We start from the raw sequence: 22,368 nt of genomic DNA on the forward strand, positions 1-22,368 counted from the left end.
GGAGATTCAATGAACACCCTTTTTATGCACTGCCGCCCGGGTTTTGAAGGCGAAGTCTGTTCCGAGATAGCGGAACACGCCGCGCGCCTGAACGTCTCCGGCTACGCCAAGGCCAAGACCGGCAGCGCCTGCGCCGAATTTGTCTGCACCGAAGACGACGGCGCCCAGCGCCTGATGCACGGCCAGCGCTTTGCCGAGTTGATCTTCCCCAGGCAGTGGGCGCGCGGGGTGTTCATCGACCTGCCGGAAACCGACCGCATCAGCGTGATCCTGGCGCACCTGCAAGGTTTCCCGCTGTGCGGCAGCCTGTGGCTGGAAATGGTCGACACCAACGACGGCAAGGAGCTGTCGAACTTCTGCAAGAAATTCGAGGTGCACCTGCGCAAAGCCTTGTTGAATGCTGGCAGACTGGTGGACGACCCGAGCAAACCCCGCCTGCTGTTGACCTTCAAGAGCGGCCGCGAAGTGTTCATGGGCCTGGCCGAGTCGAACAATTCGGCAATGTGGCCGATGGGTATCCCGCGCCTCAAGTTCCCGCGTGACGCGCCCAGCCGTTCGACGCTCAAGCTGGAAGAGGCCTGGCACCACTTCATCCCCCGCGACCAGTGGGACGAGCGCCTGCATGGCGACATGACCGGCGTCGATCTCGGCGCAGCCCCTGGCGGTTGGACCTGGCAACTGGTCAACCGCGGCATGCTGGTGACCGCCATCGACAACGGCCCCATGGCCGAAAGCCTGATGGACACCGGCCTCGTGCAGCATTTGATGGCCGACGGCTTCACCTTCGTGCCCAAGCAGCCGGTGGACTGGATGGTCTGCGATATCGTCGAGAAACCGGCGCGTAACGCCGCGCTGCTGGAAACCTGGATTGGCGAGGGGTATTGCCGTGAGGCGGTGGTGAACCTGAAGTTGCCGATGAAGCAGCGCTACGCCGAAGTGAAGCGTTTGCTGGAGCGTATCGAGGAAGGCTTCAAGGCGCGCGGCATTCGCGTAGAGATCGGTTGCAAGCAGCTGTACCACGACCGTGAGGAAGTGACCTGTCACCTGCGCCGGCTTGTGGACGCAAAGAAACCCAAGCGACACTGATATCCAATGTGGGAGCTGGCTTGCCTGCGATAGCGGTATAACTGTCGAAATTTATAGTGAATATGCCCCCGTCATCGCGGGCAAGTCGAACCGCCGCTTCCACAGTCGAGCGGGTGTTCCAGGAGTGATGTATGAACCAATCCCTTGATTTGCCCGTAGACGCCGTGCTCGACGCCACCGGCCTCAACTGCCCGGAACCTGTGATGATGCTGCACCAGCACATCCGCGACCTGCCGGCCGGCGGGCTGCTCAAGGTGATCGCGACCGACCCGTCGACGCGCCGCGATATCCCCAAGTTCTGCGTATTCCTGGACCACGAACTGGTGGATCAGCAGGAGCAGGCCGGTACTTACCTGTACTGGATTCGCAAAAAAACTGCCTGATGCCGGTTTTCTACTGTAGGAGCGAGCTTGCTCGCGAAAAACTCATAGGCACCGCGCGCATCCAGGAAGCACGCGTTATCGTTGACGTTCTTCGCGAGCAAGCTCGCTCCTACAGTGATTCGGGGCCGGATTAAGCCCGCGCCTTGTCGACGCGGATGCGCCGGCGTGCGCTGCGCGCCAGGCGCACCAGCAGCATCCCGGCCGCACAGCTCAGGCCCACGATCAGGCCTTGCCACAAGCCGCTTGGGCCGCTCGGCTCGCCCAGCCAATCGGTCAGCCCCAGGGCGTAGCCGACCGGCAGGCCCACGCCCCAATACGCGAACAGAGTCAGCACCATGGTCACCCGCGTGTCCTGGTAGCCACGCAGCGCGCCCGCCGCGGTGACCTGGATCGAGTCGGAGAACTGGAACAGCGCCGAGAACACAATCAGCATCGACGCCAAGTGAATTACCACCGGGTCCGGGGTGTAGATCGCCGCGATCTGCTCGCGAAACACCAGCATCAGGCTGCAGGACAGGCAGGCGTAGGCCAACGCCGTGCCCATGCCGACACCGGCGGCGAAGCGTGCCTCACGCGGCTCGCCACGCCCCAGCGCCTGGCCGACGCGCACGGTCACGGCCATGCTTAGCGAGTAGGGGACCATGAACACCAGCGAGCTGACATTCAGCGCGATCTGGTGGCCGGAGACCACGGTGGCGCCCAGGCTGCCGAGCAGCAGGGCGATCACCGCAAAAATGCTCGACTCGGCAAAGATCGCAATGCCGATGGGCAGGCCGATGCCCAGTACCCGCTTGATCACCGCCCACCGCGGCCAGTCGAAACGCTTGAACAACTCGCTGCTCTGGTAGGCCGCGCCCCAACGGGTCCACACCGCCAGCCCCAGCAGCATCACCCACATCGCAATGGCCGTGGCCCAGCCACACCCGACGCCGCCCATGGCCGGCAGGCCCAGGTGGCCGTAGATGAAGATGTAGTTCAGCGGAATATTCAGCGCCAGACCGCACAGGCCCATGACCATGCTCGGCCGCGTGCGGCCCAGGCCGTCACTGAAGCAGCGCAGCACGTAATACAGCGCGATGGCCGGCATGCCGGCGGCGATGCCGTGCAGGTAACCCATGGAGGGCTCGATCAGGTCCGGCTCGACCTTCATCGCCTGCAGGATCGGTTCGGCGCAGAGCAGCAACAACGCCCCCGAGATCCCGACCACCACCGCCAACCACAAGGATTGACGCACCAGCGGCCCGATTTCACTGAACTGGCCGGCACCGTAGCGCTGGGCGACTTTTGGTGTAGTGGCCAGCAGCGTGCCGGTCATCAACAGGTACACGGGAATCCAGATCGAGTTGCCCAGGCCGACCGCCGCCAGGTCCTGCGGGCTGACACGCCCGGCCATCACCGCATCGACAAAGCTCATCGCGGTGGTGGCCAGTTGGCCGATGATGATCGGCAAGGCAAGCGTCAGCAGGCCGTGCACTTCCCGGCGGATGCGGGCGGGACGGGTGAGGGGGGCGGTGGCAGTGTTCACGTACGGGTGTCCAGTCAAAAGGCAGGTCAAGGACGGCGCAGTCTACGCCTTGACGAATCGGTCAGGAAAAAACCTGTGTTAGCGATTTGTAAACAAACCCCCATGCACTGCAGCTCCCACAGGAAAGCCATCAAGCCTGTACACTGCGGTTCCGCCAAAAGGAGCCCCGCCATGCTGATTGTTGCCGACGAAAATATTCCGCTGCTCGATGCATTCTTCCAGGGATTTGGCGAGATTCGCCGCGTACCCGGCCGTTCCATCGACCGCGCCACGGTCGAGCAGGCCGATGTGCTGCTGGTGCGCTCCGTGACCAACGTCAACCGCGCTTTATTGGAGGGCTCCAAGGTGCGCTTCGTCGGCACCTGCACCATCGGTACCGATCACCTGGACCTGGACTACTTCAAGCAGGCCGGTATCCAATGGTCCAGCGCCCCCGGCTGCAATGCGCGCGGCGTGGTGGACTATGTGTTGGGCAGCCTGATGACCCTGGCCGAGATCGAAGGCGCCGACCTCAACCGGCGCACCTATGGCGTGGTCGGTGCCGGTGAAGTCGGCGGGCGGTTGGTCGAGGTGCTCAAGGGCCTGGGCTGGAACGTATTGGTCTGCGACCCGCCCCGGCAGATCGCCGAAGACGGCGATTACGTCAGCCTGGCGCAGATCATCGAGCACTGCGATGTGATCAGCCTGCACACGCCGCTGACCAAGTCCGGCAACGGCTCTACCTGGCACCTGTTCGACCGTCAGCGACTCGACCAGCTCAAGCCCGGCACCTGGCTGATCAACGCCAGCCGTGGCCCGGTGGTGGACAATGCCGCGCTGCGCGAAGTGCTGCTTGAGCGTGAAGACCTGCAAGCGGTGCTGGATGTGTGGGAAGGCGAGCCCGAAGTCGACGCCGACCTGGCCGACCTGTGCGTACTGGCCACGCCGCACATCGCCGGTTACAGCCTGGACGGCAAGCAGCGCGGCACCGCGCAGATCTACCAGGCGTTCTGCGCGCACCTGGGCCAGGAGCCGAGCATTAAATTGAGCGACCTGCTGCCGCCGCCCTGGCTGGCCGAGGTGCACCTGAACGCGTCGACCGATCCGGCCTGGGCGCTGGCGACCTTGTGCCGCAGCGTGTACGACCCGCGCCGCGATGATGCGGATTTTCGTCGCAGCCTTCTAGGAACCGTGGATGAACAGCGCAAGGCCTTCGACCTGCTGCGCAAGCACTATCCCGAGCGCCGTGAGATCGATGGGCTGAAGGTGCGTATTAATGGCGAGTCGGCCCCGTTGTCGAAAATCGTGTCCGCACTGGGCGCGGTGTCCGTTTAGACCGCCCATGAAAAACCCGGCCACCTGGGCCGGATTTGAAAGAGTGTCTGCGCTTCAGCCTTGCTGTGCAGGCTTGACCAGGCGCTGCTCCAGCTCGCTGCACGCTTGCTGGATCATCTCTTCGGTAATCTGCACTTCGCGGCCCTTGGCGTCGATATACGAGCAGGGCAACTCCTGCGGTTGGCGGATCACTTCAATCTTGGCGTCGCTGCTATTTTGCAAGGTCATGGCCTGTCTCCTCATCAGGTTGTGTACCCATATTAATCCCCCGCGCGTGACCAGGCTGTTACAACTCCCTGCAAGGCCACCGGTTCGAATGCCCAGTCCACCAGAAAGCGCTATAAATATCCAGCTTGGGGTTAGATCGATAGCCTCTAGCGGCGCACATCAGTGGGAATAATTAATCTGACTCATTGCCTTTAGTTGTTATTCAGCCAAGTTCCCCCCATGTGGGTGTACAGGTTCCTCATTGGTGATGCCCTCCATGTTCTCAGTCCGTCAACGCCGTGCGATTCGCCTGGCCAGCCGCTTTATTGCGCCGTACCGCTGGCAGGCCTTCGGTGCCCTGTTGGCGCTTATCGTCACGGCCGGTATTACCTTGTCCATGGGGCAGGGCATTCGCCTGCTGGTGGATCAGGGGTTCATGACCCAGTCACCGCATCTGCTCAACCAATCCATCGGTCTGTTCATGGTCCTGGTCCTGGGCTTGGCGGTGGGCACGTTTGCACGGTTTTACCTGGTGTCGTGGATCGGCGAGCGGGTCGTGGCGGATATCCGTCGCCAGGTGTTCAACCACTTGATCTACCTGCACCCCGGTTTTTATGAGAACAACCGCAGCTCGGAAATCCAGTCGCGGCTGACCACCGACACCACCCTGCTGCAATCGGTGATCGGCTCGTCGCTGTCGCTGTTCCTGCGCAATGCCTTGATGGTCATCGGCGGCATCGTGCTGCTGTTTGTGACCAACCCCAAGCTCACCAGCATCGTGGTGGTGGCGCTGCCGTTGGTGTTGGCGCCGATCCTCATTTTTGGCCGGCGCGTGCGCAGCCTGTCGCGCCAGAGCCAGGACCGCATCGCCGATGTGGGCAGTTATGTGTCCGAGACCCTCGGCCAGATCAAGACCGTGCAGGCCTATAACCACCAGGTGCAGGACGAACAACGCTTCGCCGTGACCGTGGAAGACGCATTCGTTACCGCGCGCAAGCGCATTGCCCAGCGCGCCTGGCTGATTACCCTGGTGATCATGCTGGTGCTAGGCGCGGTGGGCGTGATGCTCTGGGTGGGCGGCATGGACGTCATCAGCGGGCGCATTTCCGGCGGCGAGCTGGCGGCGTTCGTGTTCTACAGCCTGATCGTCGGCAGTGCGGTCGGCACGCTCAGTGAAGTGCTCGGTGAATTGCAGCGCGCCGCCGGTGCCGCCGAGCGGATTGGCGAGTTGTTGCAGTCGAACAACGAAATCCAGGCGCCCGCCGCTGGAACCGTGCAATTGCCTGCGCGGGTCAGCGGTCGCATGACGCTGCAAGACCTGCGCTTTGCCTACCCCTCACGGCCGGACAGCTACGCCATCGACGGCTTGAGCCTGAGCATCAACCCCGGAGAAACCCTGGCGCTGGTGGGACCGTCCGGTGCCGGCAAGTCGACCCTGTTCGACCTGTTGCTGCGTTTCTACGACCCCCAGCAGGGCCGCATCCTGCTCGAAGGCCACCCGCTGACCGAACTCGACCCCATGGACCTGCGCCGCCACTTCGCCCTGGTGTCCCAGAGCCCGGCGCTGTTCTTTGGCAGCGTCGAAGAGAACATCCGCTACGGCAACCCTGCCGCCACCACCGAACAAGTCGAAGCCGCCGCGCGCATTGCCCATGCCCACGACTTCATCCTGCAAATGCCCGACGGCTACCAGACCCACCTCGGCGACGGCGGCATGGGCCTTTCCGGCGGCCAGCGCCAACGCCTGGCTATCGCCCGCGCCTTGTTGGTGGATGCGCCGATTCTGCTGCTCGACGAAGCCACCAGCGCGCTGGACGCCCAGAGTGAACACCTGATCCAGCAAGCGTTGCCGCAGTTGATGCAGGGGCGCACCACGCTGGTGATCGCCCATCGACTGGCCACGGTCAAGAACGCCGACCGGATTGCGGTGATGGACCAGGGTAAATTGGTGGCGGTGGGTACGCATCAGCAGTTGGTTGCGAGCAATGCGCTGTATGCGCGCTTGGCGGCGTTGCAGTTTAGTGATGGAGCTGAGATCGCAAAAAGCGAGGGTTAGACGATCTATGTCTGTAGTGAGCGGGCTTGCCCCGCGCTGGGGGGCGAAGCCGCCCCAACCCAGGCGCCTGGGTTCTAACTGGAACTCGGCGGTGTGTTGATTGGGGCGGCTTCGCCACCCAGCGCGGGGCAAGCCCGCTCACTACAACGGCCTGCTATCACCTTCAATCAGTTGTCACTGATCATCAAAATACCGCTCATGCCAATCCACCAACGGCTGCGGCGAATTGAGCTTCTGCCCGTAGATCACCGAATAAGACAGCACGTTCTGCACATACTGGCGGGTTTCATCGAATGGAATGCTCTCCACCCATACGTCAAAGCTCAGGTGATCCGCACCGCGCAGCCACTGGCGCACGCGCCCTGGGCCGGCGTTGTAGGCAGCGGAGGCGAGGACGCGGTTGCCGTTGAACTGGCTGTGCACCTGGCTCAGGTAGGCGGCGCCGAGCTGGATGTTCTTGTCCGGGTCCAGCACCTGAGCCGGGGAGGCCAGGGGAATGCTGAATTTACGCGCGGTTTCCTTGGCGGTGCCGGGCATCAGTTGCATCAGGCCGCTGGCGCCGACGCCGGAGCGGGCGTCGTCCATGAACGCGCTTTCCTGGCGGGTAATGGCGAAGATCCAGCTGGAATGCAGGCCGCGCACCTTGGCCTCGCGCACCAGCGTGTCGCGGTGGGCCATCGGGAAGCGGATGTCCAGGTCGTCCCAGTACTGCGCCTGGCTGATGGTGCGGATAGCCGGGAAGTACCACTTCATGTCATAGGCCAGCTTGGCCTGGGCGACCATTTCGTCGCGGTTGAAGTGGCGGCTGACGTGGTACCACTCGCGACGGCCGTCGACGATCTGGCCACGCGCATAAAACTCCAGCGCACGCCGCACGCCGGGGGTGTTGCGGACCTTGTTGACTAGCGCCTGGCTCATCACCAAAGGCTTGTTGTTCAACTGGTAGGGGGACTTGGAGCGGTCGGCGGCGAGGAACCCGTAGAAATCCCGTTCCTTGGCCACGTTCTTGTACAACACCAGCGCTTGCGGGTTTTTCGGCTCGGCCAGTTCCAGGCTGCGGGCCTGCCAGTAGCGCCAGCGGTTGGTGGTGGCCAGGTCCTGCGGCAGCTTGCGGGTCAACTGGTAGGCATCTTCCCAGCGGGCCAGACGCAACAGCAGGCGCAGGCGCCACTCGGAGACGGTGTTGTCACGCAGTTCGGGGTCGTATTGGGTCATCACCTCAAGGGCGCGAGGGTCGTAGCGCTTGGCCAGGGTCAGGCCGATTTCCCGGGCGATCGACACTTTTTCGTCACGGGAGAACCGCATGCTGCTGGCGTAGCCGTCGAGCAGGGCCATGGCTTTGTCGGGATCCTGGCGTGCCAGGCGGCGCAGGCCCAGGCCCACGGCGTCCGACATGGCCTCGGTGGCCGGCAGGAACCGTGATGGATCGCTGAGCATGTCGGGCTTTTGCGCGACGTCCACCATCAAGCGGCCTTGGGCGGCGAGGGTGGGCAGGGTTTTGACCAGGCTGTTGGCCAGCGCATAGTTGCGCGCTTCGGCGGCGAGCTTGGCGCGGTCCCAGATCTTCTGTTCGGTGAGTTGGCCGTCCGCCGCCCATTGGCCGAACGTGACATCGCAGGCCGCCGGCTGGGACTTGCCAGTCATCCAGAGTTTTTCGGCGCTCTTGTAGCCTTCGGCTTTCTGATTGTGAGTGAGCAGGTACTGGCCATGCAGGCAGTCCAGTTCGACGAAATTGAGCTTGGCGTCGTAGTACTTTTCAAAGGTCTGCCAGTCGCCGCGCTCGGCCAGCCAGCGCAACCAGCGCAATTTCATCCAGTTGGCCTGGGGCAGGTCACCGTTTTTGGCCAGGAACTGTTCGATTTCCTGGTTGCTCGCGGTTTTCAGGCGTGCCGTCAGTTCGTCGTAGGCCAAGTACGGCGTCAGCGGATAGTCGGCCAGGGCCTGGCTGTATTGCATGTACGGGCCGGTATCGCCTTTGGCCAAGGCGCGTTTGGCTTCATCGTAATATTGACGTTGGGTGGTGAGGTCCACAGCCTGGGCGGATTGAACGGCGGTGGCGGAAAGAAGCAGACAAGATAAAAAGTTGAAAAGGCGACTGCGCATGAGACGTCCGTGCAGAGAAATCACGACTAGCACCGGCACCGCCGACACTGATTGCCCCTAGCTTAGCCTTTTGCCCGACGCCTGAGAAAGCTTTGCTGGCCGGTTCGTTCAAGTTCGTTGGAAATGTCCTACAGAACGTGTCGGCAGCGAAAATGCCAGCCGCATCCCACCCTCAACTCAGGTAGAATGCGCGCCCAGTTTTTGGAGAAGCGTATGACCCTGCTCAAATTCAGCGATGTGTCCCTTGCTTTCGGCGCTATGCCGTTGTTGGACAAGGTGTCCTGGCAGATCGCCCGTGGTGAGCGGGTGTGCATCATCGGCCGCAACGGCACCGGCAAATCCAGCATGATGAAGCTGGTCAAAGGCGACCAGAAGCCCGATGAGGGCTCTGTCTGGCGCGCGCCGGGCCTCAAGATTGGCGAATTGCCGCAGGAATTGCCGGTAGCCGACGAGCGGACAGTGTTCGACGTGGTTGCCGAAGGCCTCGATGGCGTGGGCGCCTTGCTCGCCGAGTACCATCACCTGGCGCAGAACTGCGTGACCGAAGCCGACCTGGACAAATTGATGCACGTCCAGCAAGACCTCGAAGCCCGCGACGGTTGGCGCTTGCAGCAATTGGTCGACAGCACCCTGAGCCGCCTGCAACTGCCGGCCGACAAGACCCTCGCCCAGTTGTCCGGCGGCTGGCGTCGTCGCGTGCTGCTGGCCCAGGCCCTGGTGTCCGAGCCGGACCTGCTGCTGCTCGACGAGCCGACCAACCACCTGGATATCGGCGCAATTGCCTGGCTCGAAGAAGCCCTCAAGGATTTCCAGGGCGCCGTGCTGTTCATCACGCACGACCGGTCCTTCCTGCAAAACCTGGCCACCCGTATCCTGGAACTGGACCGTGGCGGCCTGATCGACTGGAACGGCGACTACGCCAGCTTCCTGGTGCACAAGGAAGCCGCACTTTCGGCTGAAGAGACCGCCAACGCCCTGTTCGACAAGAAACTGGCCCAGGAAGAAGTCTGGATCCGCCAGGGCATCAAGGCACGCCGCACCCGTAACGAAGGCCGCGTGCGTGCGTTGAAAGCGCTGCGTGTCGAGCGCAGCGAGCGCCGCGAGCGTACCGGCAAGGCCAACATCCAGCTCGATACCGCCGACAAGTCGGGCAAGCAAGTGATGGTGCTGGAAAACGTCAGCTTCCATCACCCAGAAGGCCCGTTCCTGATCAAGGACTTCTCCATGGTCCTGGCGCGCGGCGACCGTATCGGCCTGCTGGGCGCCAACGGCACCGGCAAGACCACCTTGCTCAAGTTGATGCTCGGCGGTCTGCAGCCGACCAGCGGCAAGGTGGAAGAGGGCACGCGGATCGATGTGGCCTACTTCGACCAGTTGCGTCACCAGTTGGACCTGGAAAAGACCGTGATCGATAACGTCGCCGAAGGCCGCGACTTTATCGATATCGACGGCCAGAGCCGCCACGTCCTCAGCTACCTGGGCGACTTCCTGTTCAGCCCGCAACGTGCGCGTACACCGGTGAAAGCCTTGTCCGGTGGCGAGCGTGCGCGCCTGCTGCTGGCCAAGCTGTTCAGCAAGCCGGCCAACCTGCTGGTGCTTGACGAACCGACCAACGACCTCGACGTGGAAACCCTCGAGCTGCTGGAAGAAGTGCTGCTGACCTTCAACGGCACCGTGCTGATGGTGAGTCACGACCGGGCATTCCTCGACAACGTGGTCACCAGCACCCTGGTCTTCGAAGGTGAAGGCAAGGTGCGTGAATACGTCGGTGGTTACCAGGACTGGCTGCGCCAGGGCGGCTCGCCGCGTCTGTTGGGCGTGACCGAGAGCAAGTCCGGCAAGGCCGACCTGACCTCGGCAGTCGTCGCGCCCGTGGCTGCTGCTGCTCCGGCACAGGAAGCCGCACCTTCCACCAAGAAAAAACTCAGCTACAAGCTGCAACGCGAGCTGGAAGCCTTGCCGGGCGATATCGACGCCAAGGAACAGCAGATCGCCGCGGTGGAAGCAGAAATGGCTGACACGGGTTTTTACCAGCGTCCGGCGGCGGAGACGGCCAAGGTCATTGCTTCGCTTGAGAAACTGAACCAGGAGCTGGAAGTGCTGGTTGAGCGCTGGGCCGAGCTGGATGGCTGATTAATCGGCGCGCAATAAAAAACCCGGTGTTCATCTGATGAGCACCGGGTTTTTCATATGGAATACAGTTAAAAATGTGGGAGCTGGCTTGCCTGCGATAGCGGTGTATCAGCCACCAGATGCATCTGACAGACTGCTATCGCATCCCACATTTGATCTTCATTGATCTTACGAACTCTTGACCAGCTTCACGGCCAGCACATCACACGGCGCGCCATGTAGTACATCATTGGCGGTGGAGCCCAGCAGCAACGCCAGGCCGTGACGGCCATGGCTACCCACCACGATCAAGTCGCAAGCCTTTTCCTTGGCCAGGTGGTGGATTTCCTGGCGCGGTTGGCCATATGTCAGGTGGCAGTCTTCCTTTTTCAGGTGCGGGTATTTGAGAATCAAACGGTCCAAGCGCTCCTTGGCCTGGTCAAATTGTTGTTGCTGCAACTGGGAAAGGTCCATCGGCACGTCACCGCCAAAGGCCATGGCCATGGGCTCGACGATATGCACCAGCGACAGTATGGCGCCATTGGCCAATGCAGATTCCTGCGCACGTTTGATTACTGGATCGCACTCTTCGGTCAGGTCGACGGCGACCAGAATATGTTCGTAGGGCATGGGGCGTTCCTCCAGGGGACTGCAATAAATTCAGTATGGCTGCTTTCAAGCGGATGGGGTTGCCCCAAGTCAAATCCGCTCATCGGGAAAATCGGGAGTACACATATGACGGTCTGGATAGTGGTGTCAATCCTTCTGGCGGTTCTTAGCCCTCTGGTGTGGTTGCGTCCTTCGCGCCATCAGAGCGGGCGCATGGCCCTGCGCATGGAGGCGCGACGCATCGGCCTGGCCATGCAACTGTCGCCGCAAGCGTGGCCGCACTGGCTCAAGCACCAGCCGCCGAGCCCCTGCGCGCAGTATTGCCGGCCACGGCGCGGCAGCACGCCGGCAGTCTGGAGCTACTGGCAGCTGGAGCCGGGGGTGTGGGTGAATCAATGGCGCGAAGTCTGCGTTGATGAAAAGTTGTTGCCGTATTTTGCGAAGCTGCCGGGCAACGTCTACAAGATCGAGGCCGACAAGCAGATGATCGCGCTGTACTGGGGCGAGAAGGGCGAGGCGAGCGTCCTGCAGGAGATCGATGCGCTGCTCAAGGCCCTGGCCTGATCATTGTAGGAGCGAGCTTGCTCGCGAAAAACCTGAGGGCGCCGTGTTAAACCGGATTTGGCGCGTTATCGTTGACGGTTTTCGCGAGCAAGCTCGCTCCTACAAAAGCACCGCGCAATAAAAAGCCCGATATCATCATCGGGCTGGAGTTGGCCAGGCAGGCCGGTAATTCGGTGTTGCTCGCGTTGGATGTTCATCCCGGCGCGTTACGCTTGTCGCTAGCCTAGCGGCCTATGCGGTTCTGTACAGCCCTTTCCGAGATCTTTTGTCTTATTGATTCTATGAATAATCAAATATTGACGAGTCGTGCATTCAGGGCCAGGGTTCTTAAATGACTGGAAAGTCGCGTTTTTCCTAGCCTTTGGAGCGATTGACAATTGCCTGGAATTGGATGAAGGTGGCGTACCCAAATCAAACGGGCGTATGAATTGAGCGTTTGTCTGTCAGACGACTCATACAGAATCCCGACTATCGCATTGGCGGGTGTGCCTGGTGCAATGGCATGAGCATTGACGAATTCATCAATGTCCAACCAGAGGCCAGCGTCCAGTGTGTACTGTTCAGCTTCCATATCGTGGAGATCAGTTGATGATTTACGAAGGTAAAGCCATCACGGTTAAGGCTCTTGAAAGTGGCATCGTCGAGCTCAAGTTCGACCTCAAGGGTGAGTCCGTCAACAAGTTCAACCGTCTAACCCTGAATGAATTGCGTCAGGCCGTAGACACCATCAAAGCAGATGCATCGATTAAAGGTGTGATCGTCTCCAGCGGCAAGGACGTGTTTATCGTCGGCGCGGACATCACCGAATTCGTCGACAACTTCAAGCTGCCCGATGCCGAGCTGGTGGCTGGCAACCTCGAAGCCAACAAGATTTTCAGCGATTTCGAAGACCTCAACGTACCGACCGTCGCCGCAATCAATGGCATCGCGTTGGGCGGCGGCCTGGAAATGTGCCTGGCGGCGGACTTTCGCGTCATGTCGGCCACGGCCAAGATCGGCCTGCCTGAAGTCAAGCTGGGCATCTACCCGGGTTTCGGCGGCACCGTACGCTTGCCGCGCCTGATCGGTGCCGACAACGCCATTGAATGGATTGCCGCCGGCAAGGAAAACGGTGCTGAAGACGCGCTGAAAGTCGGCGCCGTCGATGCTGTGGTTGCCCCGGACAAACTGGCTGAAGCGGCACTGAACCTGATCAAGGGCGCCATCAGCGGCGAATTTGACTACAAGGCCAAGCGCCAGCCGAAGCTGGAAAAACTCAAGCTCAACGCCATCGAACAAATGATGTCGTTCGAAACCGCCAAGGGTTTCGTGGCAGGCCAGGCCGGCCCGAACTACCCGGCGCCGGTCGAGGCGATCAAGACCATCCAGAAAGCCGCGAACTTCGGTCGCGACAAAGCCCTGGAAGTGGAAGCGGCAGGCTTCGTCAAACTGGCGAAAACCTCGGCGGCCCAGAGCCTGATCGGCCTGTTCCTGAACGATCAGGAACTGAAGAAAAAGGCCAAGGCCTACGACGAAATCGCCCGCGACGTGAAACAGGCTGCCGTACTCGGCGCCGGTATCATGGGCGGCGGCATCGCCTATCAGTCGGCGTCCAAAGGCACGCCGATCCTGATGAAGGACATCAACGAACACGGTATCGAGCAGGGCCTGGCGGAAGCCGCCAAGCTGCTGGTGGGCCGCGTTGATAAAGGTCGCATGACCCCGGCGAAAATGGCTGAAGTGCTCAACGGCATTCGTCCTACGCTGTCCTACGGCGATTTCGGCCACGTCGACCTGGTGGTCGAAGCGGTTGTCGAGAACCCGAAGGTCAAGCAAGCCGTACTGGCCGAAGTGGAAGCCCAGGTCAAGGACGACACCATCCTGGCGTCCAACACCTCGACCATTTCCATCTCGCTGCTGGCCAAGGCCCTCAAGCGTCCGGAAAACTTCGTCGGCATGCACTTCTTCAACCCGGTGCACATGATGCCGCTGGTGGAAGTGATCCGTGGCGAGAAATCCAGCGAGGAGGCGATTGCCACCACCGTTGCCTACGCCAAGAAAATGGGCAAGAACCCGATCGTGGTCAACGATTGCCCGGGCTTTTTGGTCAACCGCGTGCTGTTCCCGTACTTCGGCGGCTTCGCCAAGCTGGTCAGCGCCGGTGTGGATTTCGTGCGCATCGACAAAGTCATGGAAAAATTCGGCTGGCCAATGGGCCCGGCGTACCTGATGGACGTGGTCGGTATCGACACCGGCCACCACGGTCGCGACGTGATGGCTGAAGGCTTCCCGGACCGCATGAAAGACGACCGCCGCTCGGCGATCGATGCGCTGTACGAGGCCAAGCGCCTGGGTCAGAAGAACGGCAAGGGTTTCTACGCCTACGAGGCCGACAAGAAGGGCAAGCAGAAGAAAGTCGCCGACCCGTCGGTGCACGAAGTGCTGGCCCCGGTCATCTACGAACAGCGTGAGGTGTCGGACGAAGACATCATCAACTGGATGATGATCGCCCTGTGCCTGGAAACCGTGCGTTGCCTGGAAGACGGCATCGTCGAGACTGCCGCCGAAGCCGACATGGGCCTGGTGTACGGTATCGGTTTCCCTCCATTCCGTGGTGGTGCGCTGCGTTACATCGATTCGATCGGTGTGGCCGAGTTCGTTGCCCTGGCTGACAAATACGCTGATTTGGGCCCGCTGTACCACCCGACCGCGAAGCTGCGTGAAATGGCCAAGAACGGCCAGAGCTTCTTCGGTTAAGTGCCCAGACGACTAGAGCGAGAATATTTATGAGCTTGAATCCAAGAGACGTCGTGATTGTCGACTTCGGTCGCACGCCGATGGGCCGCTCCAAGGGCGGCATGCACCGCAACACCCGCGCCGAAGACATGTCGGCGCACCTGATCAGCAAATTGCTGGAACGCAACGTCAAGGTCGACCCGAACGAAGTCGAGGACGTGATCTGGGGCTGCGTCAACCAGACCCTGGAGCAGGGCTGGAACATTGCGCGCATGGCGTCGCTGATGACCCAGATCCCGCACACCGCGGCCGGCCAGACCGTGAGCCGCCTGTGCGGTTCGTCGATGAGCGCGCTGCATACCGCCGCGCAAGCGATCATGACCGGCAACGGTGATGTGTTCGTGGTCGGCGGCGTTGAGCACATGGGCCACGTCAGCATGATGCACGGCGTCGACCCTAACCCGCACATGTCGCTGTACGCGGCGAAAGCCTCGGGCATGATGGGCCTGACCGCTGAAATGCTCGGCAAGATGCACGGCATTACCCGCGAAGCCCAGGACGCGTTCGGCCTGCGCTCCCACCAGCTCGCCCACAAGGCGACCGTGGAAGGCAAGTTCAAGGATGAAATCATCCCGATGAACGGTTACGACGAGAACGGTTTCCTGAAACTGTTCGACTACGACGAAACCATTCGTCCGGACACCACCCTGGAAAGCCTGGCGGCATTGAAGCCTGCGTTCAATCCAAAGGGCGGCACCGTGACAGCCGGTACTTCGTCGCAAATCACCGACGGTGCATCGTGCATGATCGTGATGTCGGCGCAGCGTGCCCAGGACCTGGGTATCCAGCCCCTGGCCGTGATCCGTTCGATGGCCGTAGCGGGCGTGGACCCGGCGATCATGGGCTATGGTCCAGTGCCGGCCACCCAAAAAGCCTTGAAGCGCGCGGGCCTGACTATCGCCGATATCGACTTCTTCGAGCTCAACGAAGCTTTCGCCGCACAGGCCCTGCCGGTGCTGAAAGATTTGAAAGTACTCGACAAGATGAACGAGAAGGTTAACCTGCACGGCGGTGCGATTGCCCTGGGCCACCCATTCGGTTGCTCCGGTGCGCGTATCTCCGGTACTTTGCTCAACGTGATGAAGCAAAATGGCGGCAACCTCGGGGTGGCTACCATGTGCATTGGTCTCGGCCAAGGCATTTCGACCGTCTTCGAACGCGTTTAAGCGTTGGGTTGACGGAAGCCGGGGCCCAGTGCCCCGGTTTTTGTTTTTTGGGAATTTTTAATATTTTTTTTCAACACATTTTGTAAGAGGGCCAGAGCATGAAAGTCGAACCAGGGCTCTATCAGCATTACAAAGGTCCGCAGTACCGTGTTTTCAACGTGGCGCGGCATTCCGAAACCGAAGAAGAAGTCGTGTTTTACCAAGCGCTGTATGGCGATTACGGCTTTTGGGTGCGCCCCTTGAGCATGTTCCTGGAGACCGTCGAAGTTGACGGCGAGCAGGTCCCGCGCTTTGCTTTGGTCACGGCCGAACCTAGTCTTTTTACAGGGCAATAACGGCAGGTCGCGCAGAATGCTGCGCTTGACCTCACCTTGTTGCCACTATATATAGCGTTGCCGCGTCAGGCGCCAACTGCCTTTCACTTCTCGAATTCAGGAATTTTCCGATCCATGGGCAAATCGCTGGTCATTGTGGAATCCCCGGCTAAGGCCAAGACCATCAACAAGTACTTGGGCAACGAGTACGTGGTGAAGTCGAGTATCGGCCATATCCGAGACCTGCCCACCAGCGGTTCGGCTAGCGCCAGCAAGGAGCCTGCCGCCAAGCGCGGCAAGGCCGCCGCGGGCGAAGGTCCGGTACTCACCCCTAAAGAGAAAGCGCGCAAGCAGCTGGTCTCGCGCATGGGTGTGGACCCGGATCATGGCTGGAAGGCCAAGTACGAAATCCTTCCAGGCAAGGAAAAGGTCATCGAGGAGCTGCGCCGGCTCGCCAAGGATGCTGACACCATCTATCTCGCAACCGACTTGGACCGCGAGGGGGAAGCCATTGCCTGGCACCTGCGCGAAGCCATCGGCGGTGACGACAGCCGCTACAAGCGCGTGGTGTTCAACGAAATCACCAAGAAAGCCATCCAGGAAGCCTTCTCCAAGCCGGGCGAGCTGGACATCGACCGCGTCAACGCCCAGCAGGCCCGTCGTTTCCTCGACCGCGTCGTGGGCTACATGGTCTCGCCGCTGCTGTGGGCCAAGATCGCCCGTGGCTTGTCCGCCGGCCGCGTGCAATCGGTCGCGGTGAAGCTGGTGGTGGAGCGTGAGCGCGAGATTCGCGCGTTCATCCCTGAAGAGTATTGGGAAGTCCACGCCGACCTGGGCACCGCCAAGGGCGCCAACGTGCGCTTCGAAGTGGCGCGCGAGAAGGGCGAAGCCTTCAAGCCGCTGGACGAAGCCCAGGCCATGGCCGCGCTGGAAAAGCTCAAGGCTTCCAGCTACAGCATCGTCAAGCGTGAAGACAAGCCGACCAGCAGCAAGCCGTCGGCACCGTTCATCACCTCCACCCTGCAACAGGCCGCGAGTAACCGCCTGGGCTTTGGCGTGAAGAAAACCATGATGATGGCCCAGCGTCTCTACGAGGCCGGCTACATCACCTACATGCGTACCGACTCCACCAACCTGTCGCAAGACGCAGTGGCGATGGCGCGTACTTATATTGAAACCGAGTTCGGCAAGAAGTACCTGCCGGAGAAGCCGAACGTCTACAGCAGCAAGGAAGGCGCACAGGAGGCTCACGAAGCGATTCGCCCGTCCGACGCCAACACCGAGCCAAGCAAGCTCAGTGGTATGGAGCGCGACGCCGAGCGCCTCTACGAGCTGATCTGGCGCCAGTTCCTGGCGTGCCAGATGCTGCCCGCGCAGTACCTGTCCACCACCGTCAGCGTTGCTGCATCCGACTTCGAGCTGCGTGCCAAGGGCCGTATTCTCAAGTTCGACGGCTATACCCGCGTGATGCCGCAGATCGCCAAGCCAGGCGATGACGATGTGCTGCCGGACATGGCCCAGGGCGATACGCTCAAGCTGATCAAGCTCGACCCGTCCCAGCACTTCACCAAGCCGCCGGCGCGTTACTCGGAAGCCAGTTTGGTGAAAGAGATGGAGAAACGCGGCATCGGTCGTCCTTCGACCTACGCGGCGATCATCTCGACGATTCAGGATCGCGGTTACGTGGCGCTGCACAACCGTCGTTTCTACTCGGAAAAGATGGGCGACATCGTTACCGAGCGTCTCTCCGAGAGCTTCTCCAACCTGATGGACTACGGCTTCACCGCCGGCATGGAAGAGAACCTCGATGACGTCGCCCAGGGCGAGCGCGACTGGAAAAGCGTGCTGGACGAGTTCTACGGCGACTTCAAGAAAAAGCTCGAAGTGGCTGAAAGCCCAGACAGCGGGATGCGCGCCAACCAGCCGGTGATGACCGACATCCCGTGCCTGACGTGCGGCCGGCCGATGCAGATTCGTACCGCGTCCACCGGCGTGTTCCTGGGGTGCTCAGGCTACAGCCTGCCGCCGAAAGAGCGCTGCAAGGCCACGGTCAACCTGGTGCCGGGTGATGAAATCGCCGCGGACGACGAGGGCGAATCCGAATCGCTGGTACTGCGTGGCAAGCACCGTTGCCCGATCTGCAGCACGGCGATGGACGCCTACCTGCTGGACGAGAAGCACAAGCTGCACATCTGCGGTAACAATCCCGATTGCAATGGCTACGAGATCGAAGAGGGCACCTACCGCATCAAGGGCTACGAAGGCCCAAGCCTGGAATGCGACAAGTGCGGCAGCGAGATGCAGCTCAAGACCGGCCGTTTCGGCAAGTTCTTTGGCTGCACCAACCCCACGTGCAAGAACACCCGCAAGCTGCTCAAAAGCGGTGACGCGGCGCCGCCGAAGATGGACCCGGTGAAGATGCCCGAACTCAAGTGCGAGAAGGTCAACGACACTTACATCCTGCGTGACGGCGCTTCGGGGCTGTTCCTGGCCGCCAGCCAGTTCCCGAAAAACCGCGAGACCCGTGCGCCGCTGGTGCTGGAGATCGTACCGCACAAGGACGAGATTGATCCCAAGTACCACTTCCTGTGCGAAGCGCCGAAGAAGGACCCGGATGGTCGCCCGGCCGTGATCCGCTACAGCCGCAAGACCAAGGAGCAGTACGTGCAGACCGAAGTGGACGGTAAGCCTACCGGCTGGAAAGCCTTCTACGACGGCGGCAAGTGGAAGGTCGAGGACAAGCGCCAGGGCGCTTGATCGACCAAACTGCGAATAAAGGCCGCCTGAATGGGCGGCCTTCTTGGTGTAGGAGCGAGCTTGCTCGCGAAAAGCCTGAGAGCGGCGCTGGGTGTCAGATTTTTCTCATTATCGTTAACGACCTTCGCGAGCAAGCTCGCTCCTGCATAGCCAGCATCACGCCTCATTCGTTGTGGAGACAGCCTTATGGCCAACGAACTCTATACCCGTACCAATCAGAAAATTTACTTTGCGGGTTTATCCCTGGAAGCCCTTGGCCGCGCCGAGGAAGGGAAAGAGATGAATGCCATCGCGCTGGTCCAGGCCGGGCGCGAAGCGGCGTTGTTCCACTTGTATGGCGCCTTGCTGGGCCTGTGCCATGAAATCGCCGGGTTCTATCGCTTGCCTCAAGCCGGCTCGCCTCGAGCAGAGATGATCATGAACCGCGAAGTGCTCGAATCCATGGCGATTCCTGAATTGGCCGAGCTGGTCGAAATGGCGCAAAGCCCCGACAGTTGGATTGCGCGCTTGCTCAAGGCGCATGCCGATATGTTCCAGCCGCCGCGGGTTCCTCATGTGCCCAAGGGGGATGTGACCCAGCCGTTGATCGTGGCGGTTGCGATGCAAGAAGATGAGCCCAAGCCGTTAAGTCGCGAAGAGCTGGAAGGCTGGCGCCAGGCATTGAAAGAGATGGCGCTGCGCTTTCGAGAAGGCTTGAACGAGTGCTAACGCCTGTTCAGGTCCTGAGAGCACCGTTCATCAAGCTGTAAAGAAACCTGTTCAGATCCTCTGCGGGGCTGGGTAGATGACTGATATAATCCCGGCCTTTCGTGGAGAACAGACTTTTATGCCAACGTCCTTTCTGGAAATTGTTGAGTTGCCTGACGGCCGTATCGAGCTGCGCCGGGCGGAGGACGAGGGTTCTCTGGTTATTCTGGATTTCTCCGAGGACGCCAAGGTGTTCTTGCAGGGGCAGCACGTGGAAGTGGCAAAAGCCATGTTGAGCGTGGGTGTGCAGATGGCGGGGCGTTTGGCGGAAGGCGAGCCGGAGAAGGACGATGGGCCGCGAGTGCTTCACTGAGGTCTGCGACGATCAGGCTTTTTGTGCCGCATTGATTTTGTAGTGAGCGGGCTTGCCCCGCGCTGGGCTGCGAAGCGGCCCTGACATAGATGAATGCGGTATATCAGTTAATCCACAGTGTCTGGTTTTGGGGCCGCTTCGCAGCCCAGCGCGGGGCAAGCCCGCTCACTACAGAGCCCATCAGAGACGCCCGACTTTCAAAGGGCCGCCTCAAGTAATTATCCCAATCGAATATTCAAGCTCTGTGCATCGCCCACGCGCGCTGCACTGATCAGCTGCTGCCTGGCGCTGGCATTCAGCGGATTCAGCCAGCTCACCACCGTATGGCTACGGCCCAGGCGCAAGGCTTCGCAAGTCAACTGCTGGGCACTTTGCATGCCGCGCGGTTGCAGCAACAGGATACGCTCACGGTTTAGACCGGCGTCTCGCAACCAGGCCTGGGTCAGGCTGGCGGGCGGGGCGATCAGTGTCAGCCAGCGGGCGTCCTGCTCTTCGCTCAATTCACGCAGGATCGGCGCCAGCAGGCTCAGGCAGCTCCCCGCTGCACCGCGCAACGACAGTTCACTGAACGCCTCGGGCTCGGCGCCCCAGGGCGCCTCGACCGTTTCCTTGAGGATAGGCGCAAGGGGTTGGGCCATGAAGGCCTCGAACAGCGACAGTTGTGTGTGTTGTGGGGTGTGGACGAGCTGCATGATGCCTCCTTTAGCGGCGAATAACGCCGACGCTCAAGCCTTCGATCACCAGGTCCTGGTCTTTAAGGTTCACTTCAATCGGGGCGAACTCAGGGTTCTCGGCCAGTAGCCAGACCTTGCTGCCTTCGCGCTTGAAGCGTTTGACGGTGACCTCATCGCCAATACGGGCGACGACGATCTGGCCATTACGGGCTTCGCGGGTGGTATGGACAGCCAGCAGGTCACCGTCGAAGATGCCCACGTCCTTCATGCTCATGCCATGGACCCTTAGCAGGTAGTCGGCGCGAGGATGGAAGAAGGTCGGGTTGATATTGCATGACTCTTCGACGTGCTGCTGTGCCAGGATCGGCGCACCGGCGGCGACGCGGCCGATGATGGGCAGGGTCGATTCGTCGGCCTTGGCTTCGAAGCCGGGGATGCGTATACCCCGCGAGGCTCCAGGGGTCATCTCGATCGCGCCTTTGCGAGCGAGGGCCTTGAGGTGTTCCTCGGCGGCGTTGGGGGACTTGAACCCCAGTTCCAGCGCAATTTCCGCTCGCGTCGGCGGGTAGCCGTTGTCATCGAGGCAGCGCTTGATAAAAGCCAGAATCTCAGCTTGGCGTGGCGTCAGTTTTAGCATGTTGATCGCTCTGTCTTTTTATACAGTGACTGGGATTATATACAGTGAACTGCGCTTGGCAATCATCCTTTTGCAGCGCTCCGCTGGACGGTCATCGCGGCAGCTTCCTACAAGACAGAGATAGCGCTGCCTACAGAGCGCCAGGGATGTGATTAAATAGCCATGCAATACATGACTGGCCGGCCGGAAAGCGAACCCGCAGGCTTGACAAGACACAAACTGAAACGTATGTTTCAAACAAGTGTTTGTCAGGCGGAGTAGCCATGGCCCAGTCGGAAACCGTTGAACGCATTCTCGATGCTGCCGAGCAATTGTTCGCGGAAAAAGGATTTGCTGAAACTTCACTGCGGCTGATCACCAGCAAGGCTGGCGTCAACCTCGCCGCGGTGAACTACCATTTCGGCTCGAAAAAGGCCCTGATCCAGGCGGTGTTCTCGCGTTTTCTTGGGCCGTTCTGTGCCAGCCTCGACCGTGAGCTGGAGCGTCGCCAGGCCAAGGCCGACCACAAGCCGACCCTGGAGGACCTGCTGGAAATCCTGGTTGAGCAGGCCCTGGTTGTCCAGCCCCGCAGCGGCAACGACCTGTCGATCTTCATGCGCTTGCTGGGCCTGGCTTTCAGCCAGAGCCAGGGGCACCTGCGGCGTTACTTGGAAGACATGTACGGCAAGGTATTTCGTCGCTACATGTTGCTGGTCAACGAAGCCGCTCCGCGTATCCCGCCTATCGAACTGTTCTGGCGCGTGCACTTCATGCTTGGTGCGGCCGCTTTCAGCATGTCCGGGATCAAGGCGTTGCGCGCTATCGCCGAGACCGATTTCGGCGTCAACACCTCCATCGAACAAGTGATGCGCCTGATGGTGCCATTCCTCGCCGCCGGCATGCGCGCCGAAACCGGCGTGACCGACCCGGCCATGGCGGCCGCCCAGTTGCGCCCACGCAGCAAAACCACGCCAGCCCCCGCCAAGGTTTGACCGCCGCGGGTGTGCGCGGCCGCTTGCTTGCGCTAAGCTAGCCGCCATGTCGATT

Annotated in this window: 19 protein-coding genes; 13 read left to right on the top strand and 6 right to left on the bottom strand. The window is 60.9% G+C overall.

Going from position 1 to position 22,368, the window contains the following annotated elements; genetic code table 11:
- Positions 1 to 9 precede the first annotated feature (9 nt).
- Together rlmM and tusA are read left to right on the top strand one after the other, a co-directional pair.
- Entirely contained in the window at positions 10 to 1,086 is a 1,077-nt protein-coding gene (gene rlmM / locus ACLH0H_RS20355; protein WP_307386256.1) for a 23S rRNA (cytidine(2498)-2'-O)-methyltransferase RlmM, read from the top strand.
- A 131-nt stretch (positions 1,087 to 1,217) separates the two neighbouring features.
- The gene (tusA, locus tag ACLH0H_RS20360; RefSeq protein WP_411379380.1) at positions 1,218 to 1,469 is read left to right on the top strand and encodes a sulfurtransferase TusA; all 252 of its coding nucleotides are present in this window, start codon (positions 1,218 to 1,220) and stop codon (positions 1,467 to 1,469) included.
- Between the two features lie 130 nt (positions 1,470 to 1,599).
- Here the strand turns inward: tusA and ACLH0H_RS20365 are convergent, their stop codons facing one another.
- A complete protein-coding gene (locus tag ACLH0H_RS20365; protein WP_411379381.1) occupies positions 1,600 to 2,994 on the bottom strand; it encodes an MATE family efflux transporter in 1,395 nt (464 codons plus the stop codon).
- 171 nt (positions 2,995 to 3,165) lie between these two features.
- Between ACLH0H_RS20365 and pdxB the strand changes: the two genes are divergently transcribed.
- Entirely contained in the window at positions 3,166 to 4,308 is a 1,143-nt protein-coding gene (gene pdxB, locus ACLH0H_RS20370; RefSeq protein WP_411379382.1) for a 4-phosphoerythronate dehydrogenase PdxB, read from the top strand.
- 54 nt (positions 4,309 to 4,362) lie between these two features.
- Here pdxB and ACLH0H_RS20375 read toward each other — a convergent pair whose 3' ends face one another.
- Positions 4,363 to 4,536: a PA1571 family protein gene (locus ACLH0H_RS20375; RefSeq protein WP_164485237.1), complete on the bottom strand. Its 174-nt coding sequence runs from the start codon at positions 4,534 to 4,536 to the stop codon at positions 4,363 to 4,365.
- A gap of 247 nt (positions 4,537 to 4,783) precedes the next feature.
- Here ACLH0H_RS20375 and ACLH0H_RS20380 point away from each other — a divergent pair, with 247 nt between their 5' ends.
- Positions 4,784 to 6,571: an ABC transporter transmembrane domain-containing protein gene (locus ACLH0H_RS20380; RefSeq protein WP_411379383.1), complete on the top strand. Its 1,788-nt coding sequence runs from the start codon at positions 4,784 to 4,786 to the stop codon at positions 6,569 to 6,571.
- Between the two features lie 174 nt (positions 6,572 to 6,745).
- Here the strand turns inward: ACLH0H_RS20380 and ACLH0H_RS20385 are convergent, their stop codons facing one another.
- Positions 6,746 to 8,674 (bottom strand): transglycosylase SLT domain-containing protein, encoded by a 1,929-nt coding sequence (locus ACLH0H_RS20385; protein WP_411379384.1) that lies wholly within the window; start codon positions 8,672 to 8,674, stop codon positions 6,746 to 6,748.
- A 213-nt stretch (positions 8,675 to 8,887) separates the two neighbouring features.
- On the opposite strand from ACLH0H_RS20385, the gene ACLH0H_RS20390 reads away from it, so the two are divergent.
- Positions 8,888 to 10,807, top strand: a complete 1,920-nt coding sequence (locus tag ACLH0H_RS20390; RefSeq protein ID WP_411379385.1) for an ATP-binding cassette domain-containing protein — start codon at positions 8,888 to 8,890, stop codon at positions 10,805 to 10,807.
- A 168-nt stretch (positions 10,808 to 10,975) separates the two neighbouring features.
- Here ACLH0H_RS20390 and ACLH0H_RS20395 read toward each other — a convergent pair whose 3' ends face one another.
- Complete coding sequence (locus tag ACLH0H_RS20395; RefSeq protein WP_057704695.1) at positions 10,976 to 11,416, bottom strand: universal stress protein; 441 nt, start codon at positions 11,414 to 11,416, stop codon at positions 10,976 to 10,978.
- 105 nt (positions 11,417 to 11,521) lie between these two features.
- Between ACLH0H_RS20395 and ACLH0H_RS20400 the strand changes: the two genes are divergently transcribed.
- The 7 genes from ACLH0H_RS20400 to ACLH0H_RS20430 all read left to right on the top strand — a co-directional run bounded on the left by ACLH0H_RS20400 (position 11,522) and on the right by ACLH0H_RS20430 (position 20,031).
- Positions 11,522 to 11,959, top strand: coding sequence for a hypothetical protein (locus ACLH0H_RS20400; RefSeq protein ID WP_411379386.1), 438 nt, complete (start codon positions 11,522 to 11,524; stop codon positions 11,957 to 11,959).
- A gap of 588 nt (positions 11,960 to 12,547) precedes the next feature.
- Positions 12,548 to 14,695 (top strand): fatty acid oxidation complex subunit alpha FadB, encoded by a 2,148-nt coding sequence (gene fadB, locus ACLH0H_RS20405; protein ID WP_411379387.1) that lies wholly within the window; start codon positions 12,548 to 12,550, stop codon positions 14,693 to 14,695.
- Between the two features lie 29 nt (positions 14,696 to 14,724).
- Positions 14,725 to 15,900 carry an acetyl-CoA C-acyltransferase FadA gene (gene fadA / locus ACLH0H_RS20410; RefSeq protein WP_076950284.1) on the top strand — a complete coding sequence of 392 codons (1,176 nt, stop codon included), beginning with the start codon at positions 14,725 to 14,727 and terminating at the stop codon, positions 15,898 to 15,900.
- Between the two features lie 98 nt (positions 15,901 to 15,998).
- A complete protein-coding gene (locus ACLH0H_RS20415; RefSeq protein ID WP_411379388.1) occupies positions 15,999 to 16,235 on the top strand; it encodes a DUF1653 domain-containing protein in 237 nt (78 codons plus the stop codon).
- Between the two features lie 114 nt (positions 16,236 to 16,349).
- Positions 16,350 to 18,971: a type I DNA topoisomerase gene (topA, locus tag ACLH0H_RS20420; protein WP_411379389.1), complete on the top strand. Its 2,622-nt coding sequence runs from the start codon at positions 16,350 to 16,352 to the stop codon at positions 18,969 to 18,971.
- Positions 18,972 to 19,157: 186 nt separating this feature from the next.
- Positions 19,158 to 19,679 (top strand): DUF6586 family protein, encoded by a 522-nt coding sequence (locus tag ACLH0H_RS20425; protein ID WP_411379390.1) that lies wholly within the window; start codon positions 19,158 to 19,160, stop codon positions 19,677 to 19,679.
- A gap of 118 nt (positions 19,680 to 19,797) precedes the next feature.
- Complete coding sequence (locus ACLH0H_RS20430) at positions 19,798 to 20,031, top strand: hypothetical protein (RefSeq protein WP_005786160.1); 234 nt, start codon at positions 19,798 to 19,800, stop codon at positions 20,029 to 20,031.
- A 218-nt stretch (positions 20,032 to 20,249) separates the two neighbouring features.
- Here the strand turns inward: ACLH0H_RS20430 and sulA are convergent, their stop codons facing one another.
- Together sulA and lexA are read right to left on the bottom strand one after the other, a co-directional pair.
- Positions 20,250 to 20,723 carry an SOS-induced cell division inhibitor SulA gene (sulA, locus tag ACLH0H_RS20435; protein WP_411379391.1) on the bottom strand — a complete coding sequence of 158 codons (474 nt, stop codon included), beginning with the start codon at positions 20,721 to 20,723 and terminating at the stop codon, positions 20,250 to 20,252.
- Positions 20,724 to 20,733: 10 nt separating this feature from the next.
- Positions 20,734 to 21,342: a transcriptional repressor LexA gene (gene lexA / locus ACLH0H_RS20440; protein ID WP_003172575.1), complete on the bottom strand. Its 609-nt coding sequence runs from the start codon at positions 21,340 to 21,342 to the stop codon at positions 20,734 to 20,736.
- A 263-nt stretch (positions 21,343 to 21,605) separates the two neighbouring features.
- Between lexA and ACLH0H_RS20445 the strand changes: the two genes are divergently transcribed.
- A complete protein-coding gene (locus ACLH0H_RS20445; protein WP_411379392.1) occupies positions 21,606 to 22,313 on the top strand; it encodes a TetR family transcriptional regulator in 708 nt (235 codons plus the stop codon).
- Positions 22,314 to 22,368: the final 55 nt, after the last annotated feature.

This window comes from Pseudomonas sp. MPB26, from assembly GCF_046605355.1.
Classification (GTDB): domain Bacteria; phylum Pseudomonadota; class Gammaproteobacteria; order Pseudomonadales; family Pseudomonadaceae; genus Aquipseudomonas; species Aquipseudomonas cedrina.

Bases quoted from the DNA above. Each gene is read 5' to 3' on its own strand.
- ACLH0H_RS20375 (WP_164485237.1), bottom strand. From the start codon at position 4,536: ATGACCTTGCAAAATAGCAGCGACGCCAAGATTGAAGTGATCCGCCAA.
- ACLH0H_RS20400 (WP_411379386.1), top strand. From the start codon at position 11,522: ATGACGGTCTGGATAGTGGTGTCAATCCTTCTGGCGGTTCTTAGCCCT.
- topA (WP_411379389.1), top strand. From the start codon at position 16,350: ATGGGCAAATCGCTGGTCATTGTGGAATCCCCGGCTAAGGCCAAGACC.
- tusA (WP_411379380.1), top strand. From the start codon at position 1,218: ATGAACCAATCCCTTGATTTGCCCGTAGACGCCGTGCTCGACGCCACC.
- ACLH0H_RS20390 (WP_411379385.1), top strand. From the start codon at position 8,888: ATGACCCTGCTCAAATTCAGCGATGTGTCCCTTGCTTTCGGCGCTATG.
- ACLH0H_RS20380 (WP_411379383.1), top strand. From the start codon at position 4,784: ATGCCCTCCATGTTCTCAGTCCGTCAACGCCGTGCGATTCGCCTGGCC.
- ACLH0H_RS20445 (WP_411379392.1), top strand. From the start codon at position 21,606: ATGGCCCAGTCGGAAACCGTTGAACGCATTCTCGATGCTGCCGAGCAA.
- ACLH0H_RS20425 (WP_411379390.1), top strand. From the start codon at position 19,158: ATGGCCAACGAACTCTATACCCGTACCAATCAGAAAATTTACTTTGCG.
- ACLH0H_RS20430 (WP_005786160.1), top strand. From the start codon at position 19,798: ATGCCAACGTCCTTTCTGGAAATTGTTGAGTTGCCTGACGGCCGTATC.
- ACLH0H_RS20395 (WP_057704695.1), bottom strand. From the start codon at position 11,416: ATGCCCTACGAACATATTCTGGTCGCCGTCGACCTGACCGAAGAGTGC.
- ACLH0H_RS20415 (WP_411379388.1), top strand. From the start codon at position 15,999: ATGAAAGTCGAACCAGGGCTCTATCAGCATTACAAAGGTCCGCAGTAC.
- fadA (WP_076950284.1), top strand. From the start codon at position 14,725: ATGAGCTTGAATCCAAGAGACGTCGTGATTGTCGACTTCGGTCGCACG.
- pdxB (WP_411379382.1), top strand. From the start codon at position 3,166: ATGCTGATTGTTGCCGACGAAAATATTCCGCTGCTCGATGCATTCTTC.
- lexA (WP_003172575.1), bottom strand. From the start codon at position 21,342: ATGCTAAAACTGACGCCACGCCAAGCTGAGATTCTGGCTTTTATCAAG.
- sulA (WP_411379391.1), bottom strand. From the start codon at position 20,723: ATGCAGCTCGTCCACACCCCACAACACACACAACTGTCGCTGTTCGAG.
- ACLH0H_RS20385 (WP_411379384.1), bottom strand. From the start codon at position 8,674: ATGCGCAGTCGCCTTTTCAACTTTTTATCTTGTCTGCTTCTTTCCGCC.
- rlmM (WP_307386256.1), top strand. From the start codon at position 10: ATGAACACCCTTTTTATGCACTGCCGCCCGGGTTTTGAAGGCGAAGTC.
- fadB (WP_411379387.1), top strand. From the start codon at position 12,548: ATGATTTACGAAGGTAAAGCCATCACGGTTAAGGCTCTTGAAAGTGGC.